Origin of the sequence: Luteimonas sp. FCS-9 (genome assembly GCF_001014645.1) — a bacterium.
In the GTDB taxonomy this organism is placed as follows: domain Bacteria; phylum Pseudomonadota; class Gammaproteobacteria; order Xanthomonadales; family Xanthomonadaceae; genus Luteimonas.
Genome location: NZ_LASZ01000010.1, coordinates 131,198 through 138,438, shown reverse-complemented (window position 1 = coordinate 138,438; position 7,241 = coordinate 131,198). Strand labels below are relative to the sequence as shown.

8 protein-coding genes and 1 tRNA gene are annotated in these 7,241 nt (G+C 66.1%); all 9 read right to left on the bottom strand.

What is annotated here, in order from left to right; all coding sequences use genetic code 11:
- Positions 1 to 155: 155 nt before the first annotated feature.
- The 9 genes from WQ56_RS18690 to tolB all read right to left on the bottom strand — a co-directional run bounded on the left by WQ56_RS18690 (position 156) and on the right by tolB (position 7,096).
- Positions 156 to 830, bottom strand: a complete 675-nt coding sequence (locus WQ56_RS18690; protein ID WP_156170503.1) for an HNH endonuclease — start codon at positions 828 to 830, stop codon at positions 156 to 158.
- Positions 831 to 1,317: 487 nt separating this feature from the next.
- Entirely contained in the window at positions 1,318 to 2,094 is a 777-nt protein-coding gene (locus tag WQ56_RS18135; RefSeq protein WP_082132342.1) for a TIGR04255 family protein, read from the bottom strand.
- Between the two features lie 149 nt (positions 2,095 to 2,243).
- Positions 2,244 to 2,319 (bottom strand) — tRNA-Lys (locus tag WQ56_RS10690).
- 149 nt (positions 2,320 to 2,468) lie between these two features.
- Complete coding sequence (locus tag WQ56_RS19085; protein ID WP_197076478.1) at positions 2,469 to 2,642, bottom strand: hypothetical protein; 174 nt, start codon at positions 2,640 to 2,642, stop codon at positions 2,469 to 2,471.
- 232 nt (positions 2,643 to 2,874) lie between these two features.
- Positions 2,875 to 3,555 carry a 7-cyano-7-deazaguanine synthase QueC gene (queC, locus tag WQ56_RS10685; RefSeq protein WP_047137091.1) on the bottom strand — a complete coding sequence of 227 codons (681 nt, stop codon included), beginning with the start codon at positions 3,553 to 3,555 and terminating at the stop codon, positions 2,875 to 2,877.
- A 133-nt stretch (positions 3,556 to 3,688) separates the two neighbouring features.
- A complete protein-coding gene (gene queE, locus WQ56_RS10680) occupies positions 3,689 to 4,369 on the bottom strand; it encodes a 7-carboxy-7-deazaguanine synthase QueE (protein ID WP_047137090.1) in 681 nt (226 codons plus the stop codon).
- Positions 4,370 to 4,373: 4 nt separating this feature from the next.
- On the bottom strand, positions 4,374 to 5,183 hold the full coding sequence (ybgF, locus tag WQ56_RS10675; RefSeq protein ID WP_047137110.1) for a tol-pal system protein YbgF: 810 nt from the start codon (positions 5,181 to 5,183) through the stop codon (positions 4,374 to 4,376).
- 8 nt (positions 5,184 to 5,191) lie between these two features.
- The gene (gene pal, locus WQ56_RS10670; protein WP_047137089.1) at positions 5,192 to 5,707 is read right to left on the bottom strand and encodes a peptidoglycan-associated lipoprotein Pal; all 516 of its coding nucleotides are present in this window, start codon (positions 5,705 to 5,707) and stop codon (positions 5,192 to 5,194) included.
- A gap of 66 nt (positions 5,708 to 5,773) precedes the next feature.
- Positions 5,774 to 7,096: a Tol-Pal system beta propeller repeat protein TolB gene (tolB, locus tag WQ56_RS10665; RefSeq protein ID WP_047137088.1), complete on the bottom strand. Its 1,323-nt coding sequence runs from the start codon at positions 7,094 to 7,096 to the stop codon at positions 5,774 to 5,776.
- Positions 7,097 to 7,241 lie beyond the last annotated feature (145 nt).

Here is a 7,241-nt window from a genome sequence, read left to right as displayed (position 1 = left end):
CAGCGCTTCGGCCTGCACGACCTCAAGCGCAAGGGCGGCTCCGACACGCCCGGCACGTTCGCCGAGAAGCAGCAGGCGCTCGGGCTCACCGAGCAGATGATGAAGACCTACGACAAGTCGGTGCCGGAGGTGGCGCCATCAGCCTGAAGTATCGGTCAGCTAGCTACCGTCACTCCAAGCACGGTGTTTCGAACAGGCGGAAGAGGAGCCGATCCATTCTGCCTCGATAGGTCCAACCTGAGTTCCTGCAGCTCAGCCTCAATATCGTTTAGCGCTTCGGAAACCGCCGTATTCGGCCCCGATCGCCGCAGCGCGTCTTCGAATTTAGTCCGCTCCGAGAGCAAGGTCGCAATCTGAGACTCGATGAGACTCATAATTCGAAGCGTACTCCGTCGATACGCCACATTCTCCGGAGAGTTCAGCTCTAGGAGTTCTTCCATATGTAAGCCGCTATCAGACAGAGCCTTGATCTCTCCGCTAGCGGCTTCAAATTTGAGATGGCGAGACATGACGTCATCGCAAGGGTTCACAAACATCGGTTCTGCAGGCGTAGCAGGCCAATAGTTTCCCTTGCGCGAGTTGCAGCCCGCACAACAGTAGTAGAGATTGCTGTACTCGTTGAGCAGCGCGGCAAATCGGCTGTCTGCCTTAGGCCGGAAGTGGTCGACCCCGAAGTTCAGATTAGGCGCAGAAGAGTCCGGCTGGCGGCAGTAAACGCACGTCCGCTGAAACTCTCGACGCACAAACTTCTTGTACGTCTGATAGCGCTTGAATTTTTTGGGTTTGTAAGAGCGAACATGTCGCTCCTGCGGGTAGCGAAAGACCTTCACTTAACAGACTTGAGCAACTCTGCGCGTGCTGCGGAATTCGCACGACTTCGCGCAACAATACTTGCCGAGTTCTCAAGCGCGTTGAGCTGACCCTCGGTAACTCGCGGGGACTCCCGCGCAAGTTTCTGCTCGACCATTTCTATCCGTCGAAGAACCTCGGACGAAGGCTTAGGACTGTTTCGAACCATTCGAAGAAGGGCTATGCGGCGGTTGCCGAGATGCTCCGCTGAACTGGCAGACAGCCTTCCAGCACTGACTGGCTTAGCCTTTTCCCCTATGGCCATGACCATGGGAGTGAATTCAGGAGCGCCGCTAGAACTGTCTCGGACCACAAGTGCTGATCCCATGAAATTATCGGACCGAGCAGGGCTGCCATCACCGATAAATCCGCTATACAAAAACGGCTTCCACGCTTTCGGCGCTCGACGTTCCTGTGCCGGCGTCACCCATGCGGTAACGGGGCTCATGTCCATGCTGTCCATAGCACTCACTTGGTTGCGGAGAGCTGTTCGCGGGCCTTGGGACCAAGGCACCAATCGAAAAGATTAAAGGCTTGCGCGTGAATATCATCGAGCGCCGCGGCAGTGTCTTGTACGGCTACTTCATTCCGATACACGTCAAAATCGAACACATATGTCATGTACTGGTTCTCGGCGCCGGATTGGTCCTCATTGAACCGAAGGCCGTGCTGCAGCAAGCAGCCGCCCCCATCAACAGCCGACGCAATGCGACCACTGTAGTCAGAAACCACTGCAAATGCGTCCGACTGTAGTGGCCCGACAAGGGCGTCGTTTACCCACCCCTCCGCCGGATCGCCATGCACGTCGATCGCGTTGATATATCGGAGGCCGACTCTCGTCCACACGTCAGACTCGATGATCTCCTCGACTGCCGAGACCAATTGCAATACACGGCGCCGCAGATCGGCATAGCCGTCGTAACCTGAGTTCTCGATCGAAACCGAGCTGTGCTTTATCGTCGCCAGCCAACCGCTTTTCGTGGCACGGAAGATATGGGACTTGTGGTCCTCCGCCGTACCTAAACCTAAGTTGACCGTAACCTCTTGGCTTACCTCAAGGCGTGGATAGGTCTTTCGGAGAGCCTTCACAACCGACGATGGCGGTTTGGAAGTCACGAGATCAATCAGGGTAGGAAAGCGAAGCTCACAAACCAACTGCCGAACAAGTCCGCGCTCGAACCTATCTACATTGTCCGAGCGAAATTTCAGCAGCTCGTTCGCGCCAGGCTGTTCGATCGGCGGCATAGGCGGTCTACTCCGGCACGCTCCCCGATGAGCGGCCACTTAGCCGGGAATGCTAACCGAATTCGCCAACGGAGCGTGCGTCTTGCACCGCAATTACGGAGATCATTACGGAGGCAGGCAGAAGCTAGTTGCTAAGTGCTTGATTATAATGGTGGGTCGTGATGGATTCGAACCATCGACCAGCGGATTAAAAGTCCGATGCTCTACCGACTGAGCTAACGACCCATCGACGGGCGGCGGGCCGCCCGGTCATCGTGTCCGGGCCGTCGATGCGGCGGGACACGGCCGCCTTTCGGCGGCGCCGGCGCAGGCCGGAGGCGCATTGTACCGGACCGGGGCCGTCGTCTGCAGCGACTGCGCGGCCGGTTGCGCCCCTACGCGCGGGGGCCGCCGACGAGCTCGCGCCCCTGGTCGGTCAGGTCGATGTCGCCGTCCTCGGCCAGCACGGCATAGCCGGCGCGCACGGCCCAGTCGGTCTCGCCCTCGGTGATCGGCGTGGTGGCCTCGATGTCGCGCAGGATCCGCAGCTGGTCGTCGGTCAGGGGCATCGGTGGTGTCCGCGTGTGGAGTCCGTGCCCACGGTACGGATGCGCCGTGACAGGCACGTCGCGGTGCACATCCGCGCGTTACGCGTGGAAGCCGACGGACGGCCTCGACAGCGACGCCAGGTGAGGCAGGAGTTGGCTGCTCGTCCGCATCGCCAATCCTGCCAGCGGCGAGCGATGCGGGACGCCGCGCGCCCGGCAAGTGGCCGGAAACGGCCGCGACGCGACCGCCGGCTCAGCCGGCGACGGTCGGCACGTAGTGCGTCGGATCGGCCGCGCCCGCGGCGGCGAAGCCGTCGGCGCGGAGGCGACAGGCGTCGCAGTGGCCGCAGGCGCGGCCCTGCGCGTCGGCGCGGTAGCAAGAGACGGTCAGCCCGAAGTCCACGCCCAGGCGCAGGCCCTCGCGGACGATGTCGGCCTTGCTCATGTGCTGCAGCGGTGCGTGGACGCGGATACCGGCGCCCTCGACGCCCGCCTTGGTCGCCAGGTTGGCCAGCCGCTCGAACGCCGCGACGAACTCCGGCCGGCAGTCCGGATAGCCGGAGTAGTCGACCGCGTTGACGCCGCAGAACAGGTCGGCGGCGCCGATCACTTCCGCCCAGCCCAGGGCCAGCGACAGCATGATCGTGTTGCGGGCCGGCACGTAGGTGACCGGGATGCCCGCGCTGCCGGCCTCGGGGACCTCGATGTCGTCGGTCAGCGCAGAACCGCCGAACGCGCGCAGGTCGACGTCGACGGTCTTGTGCGCGACCGCGCCCAGCGCCGCCGCGACGCGCGCGGCGGCGTCGAGCTCGGAGGTATGCCGCTGCCCGTAGCGCACGCTCAGCGCATGCACCGCGAAGCCCTGTTCGCGGGCAATGGCGACGACGGCGGCGGAATCCATGCCTCCGGACAACAGGACGACGGCGTTCTTCATGGGGATCGGAATTCGAGCATGGGGAGTCGTGGGACGGGAAAGCCTAGCAGGCGCGGCAACGAGGACCGGGCCTCGCGCGGGACGCCCGGACGATTCGACGGATCCCGTCGCCCGATTCCCGCGCGATGCGCGGCTACCGCCCCGGCTCGTCGTTCCACAGCAACTTGTGAAGCTGCATCTGGAACTTCACCGGCAGGCGGTCGGCGACGATCCAGTCGGCGAGGTCGCGCGCGGAGATCTCGCCCTTGCTCGGCGAGAACAGCACGTCGCAGCGCTGGTGCAGGCCACGCTCGAGGACAAGATCGCGGGCCCATTCGTAGTCGGCGCGCGAGCAGATCACGCACTTGATCTGGTCGTGCGCGGTCAGCAGCGCGAGGTTGTCCCACAGGTTGCGGTGGGCCTCGTCGGAGCCGGGCGTCTTGATGTCGACGACGCGGCTCACGCGCGGATCGACCGCGGACACGTCGAGCGCGCCCGAGGTCTCCAGCGAGACCTGGTAGCCGGCGTCGCACAGACGCTGCAGCAGGCCGATGCAGCGCTTCTGCGCCAGCGGCTCGCCGCCGGTCACGCAGACGTGGCGCACGCCGTGGCGGGCGACCTCGTCGAGGATCGCGTCGATCGTCCACCAGTCGCCGCCGTGGAAGGCATAGGCGGTATCGCAGTAGCTGCAGCGCAGCGGACAGCCGGTCAGGCGGACGAACACCGTGGGCCAGCCCGCGTCGCGGGCCTCGCCCTGCAGCGACAGGAAGATCTCGGTGAGCTTGAGCCGGTCGGCCGCGGATGCGGCGACCGCATCGGGCGCGACGGCGGTCATCGGATCAGCGCAGGCGCGAGAGCTGGATCGCGCGCAGCCGGTCGGCGGCGGTGCGGGCGGCGTCGCTGCCCGGATACTGCTTGCCGACCTCGGCCAGCGTGGCCTCGGCCGCTTCCAGGTTCTTCAGGCCGTACTGCGACAGGCCGACCTTGAGCAGGGCGCCCGGCGCCTTGTCGCTGGTCGGATAGCGTTGCAACAGTGCGCGGAACTGTTCCTCCGCCAGCGCATAGTTCTGCGTGACGTAGTAGCTCTCGCCCAGCCAGTACAGGGCGTTGGGCGCGTAGCTGCCCTGCGGGTACTGGGACAGGAAGGCCTGGAACAGCGTCGCCGATTCGGCATAGTCGCCGTTGCGCAGCGCGGCGAACGCCTGCTCGTAGGCGCCGCGCTCGTCGGCAGGCGCCTGCGCGGGGGCCGACGGTGCGGCCGACGGGGGCGTGCCGGTACCGCCCTGGGCCGGCGCGGGCGCGGTACCGACCGCGCCTGGACCGAGCTCGGGCAGTTCCATGCCGCCTGCGCCGCCGCCCGTACCCTCGAGCCGGTTGAGCCGGCCGTCGATGTCGAGGTACTGGCTGCGGCTGCTGTTCTTGAGTTGTTCGTTCTGCTGCTGCAGTTCCTCGACCTGCGAGCGCAGGGCGACCAGTTCCTGCCGCAGCTGATTGACCTGGTTGAGCAGGTCCATGTTCGCGCTGGTATCCCCGGCGCGGGCCTCGAGCGCGGCGACGCGGTCGGACAGGCTCGCGCGCTGCGCGGATGCGGGCGCGGCGACCACGAGGGTCGCCGCGAACGCAACTGGGAGGACCAGCCAGTGACGCATCGAGCGCATCAGCGGGCGGTGTAGATGATCTCGACGCGACGATTGCGGGCCCAGCAATCCTCGTTCGACTCGGTGCAGACCGGACGCTCTTCGCCGTAGCTCACGACGGCCAGCTGGGCGGCCGAACCGCCATTGGCCTGCAGCGCCGAGGACACGCCGTTGCCGCGACGCTCGCCCAGGCCCTGGTTGTACTCGCGGCTGCCGCGCTCGTCGGCGTGGCCTTCGAGCGAGATGCGGGACGAGGTGCGGTCACGCAGGTACTTGGCGTGGCAGCTGACGATCGCCTGGAACTCCGGACGCAGCGAGTCCTGATCGAGATCGAAGTAGACGACGCGCTGACGCAGGCAGGCGTCGCTGTCGAGGTCGGCCGGCGTGTAGGCACCCGCCGCAGTCGGTGCGGTCGGGGCGACCGTGCCCGTGGACGGACCGGTGTCGACCGGCGCCTCTTCCTTCACCTTCTTGGAGCACGCGACGGCGGCGGTGCAAAGCAGCGCTGCCAGCATCACACGGGTGGTCGTCTTCATCTCGTCGATCCTTGGTTATGTCGAATCAGGGCAGTGAGTATTGTTGTTAAGGACGTGCAGGCAGCGTCAGCGCTGTTCCCGGAACGGACCCCATGCCGGTTCGCGCACATCACCATCGGCGAGGACGAGGCGCTGGCGTACCCGGCCGTCCGAAGAGACCGCGTACAGCACACCCCTACGCCCCTCGCGCGCCGCGTACAGGACCATGCCGGCGTTCGGAGCGAAACTCGGCGATTCGTCGAGCGATCCGGGCGACAGCGTGGACCAGCGGGGCGACCCCAGGCTGCGATCCAGCAGTGCAATACGGTACACGTTGCCCGACCCTTGCGCCACGACGATTTTCTTGCCATCGAAGGAGACCGAGGGGTCGGCGTTGTAGCTGCCCTCGAAGGTCACGCGGGTGGCGTTGCCGCCGCCGACCGGCGCCTGGTAGACCTGCGGGCGACCGCCGCGGTCGGAGATGAAGTACAGGCTGGCACCGTCGTGCGCCCAGACCGGCGAGGTGTCGATCGCGAAGTGGTTGGTGACCTGGGTCAGGGCCTTGCTGCCCAGGTCCATGACGTAGATCTCGGGATTGCCGCTGCGCGAGAGCGACAGCGCCAGGCGGCGGCCGTCGGGCGAGAACGCCGGCGCGCCGTTGATGCCGCGGAAGCTGGAGACCAGCTCGCGGCCGCCGGTCGAGATGTCCTGGATGTAGATCGCCGAGTTGCCGCGCTCGAAGCTCACGTAGGCGATGCGGCGGCCGTCCGGGCTCCAGGCCGGCGACAGCAGCGGCTCGTTGGAGCGCACCACGGTCTGCGGGTTGTGGCCGTCGGAATCGGCGACGACCAGCGCGTAGCGGGCGCTCTGCGCCACCCCGGTCTGGGTCACGTAGGCGATGCGGGTCCAGAACGCGCCGCGCACGCCGGTGATCTTCTCGTAGATCGCGTCGGCCATCTGGTGGGCGACGTCGCGCATGGCGTTGGCGCGGGCGGTCATCGCCAGGCCGAGCATGCGTTCCTGCTTGGCGACGTCGAACAGCTCGTACTCGACCCGGTAGCTGCCGCCGCCCGCGTCGACGACCCGGCCCACGACGAGGAAGTCCTGGCGCAGCGCGCGCCAGGTCGGGTACTGGACCTCGCTGCCGCGGGTCGGGCGCTCGACGATGTCGCGCTCGGGCAGCGAGCGGAACTGGCCGGACCGGTCGAGGTCGGCGCGGATCACCGCAGCCACGTCGGTGTCGGGGGCGGTGCCGCTGCCCTGGTAGGGCATCGGGACGACCGCGATCGGCATCGCCTGCGCGCTGCCGCCGGTGATGTCGATCTCCAGGCCCTGTTGCTGCGCACTGGCCATCATCGGCAGCGCGAGCGCGAACAGGGCGATCAGACAACGGATCAGGATGGGCTTCATCGGGTTACCGGGTCGAAGGAAAAGAATGCGGGGAGCTTGGCCGCTGCGCCGCCGCCCTGGATGAACGGACGAACAATCATCCGCCCTGCGAGGTGAAGGCCTGGACCACGCGGACACCGGACGACGGCACGCGCCGCGCTGTGCC

Excerpts from the sequence above, each read along its gene's own strand:
- queE (WP_047137090.1), bottom strand. The coding sequence starts at position 4,369 with ATGACCGCCGTCGCGCCCGATGCGGTCGCCGCATCCGCGGCCGACCGG.
- pal (WP_047137089.1), bottom strand. The coding sequence starts at position 5,707 with ATGAAGACGACCACCCGTGTGATGCTGGCAGCGCTGCTTTGCACCGCC.
- queC (WP_047137091.1), bottom strand. The coding sequence starts at position 3,555 with ATGAAGAACGCCGTCGTCCTGTTGTCCGGAGGCATGGATTCCGCCGCC.
- ybgF (WP_047137110.1), bottom strand. The coding sequence starts at position 5,183 with ATGCGTCACTGGCTGGTCCTCCCAGTTGCGTTCGCGGCGACCCTCGTG.
- WQ56_RS19085 (WP_197076478.1), bottom strand. The coding sequence starts at position 2,642 with ATGCCCCTGACCGACGACCAGCTGCGGATCCTGCGCGACATCGAGGCC.
- tolB (WP_047137088.1), bottom strand. The coding sequence starts at position 7,096 with ATGAAGCCCATCCTGATCCGTTGTCTGATCGCCCTGTTCGCGCTCGCG.
- WQ56_RS18135 (WP_082132342.1), bottom strand. The coding sequence starts at position 2,094 with ATGCCGCCGATCGAACAGCCTGGCGCGAACGAGCTGCTGAAATTTCGC.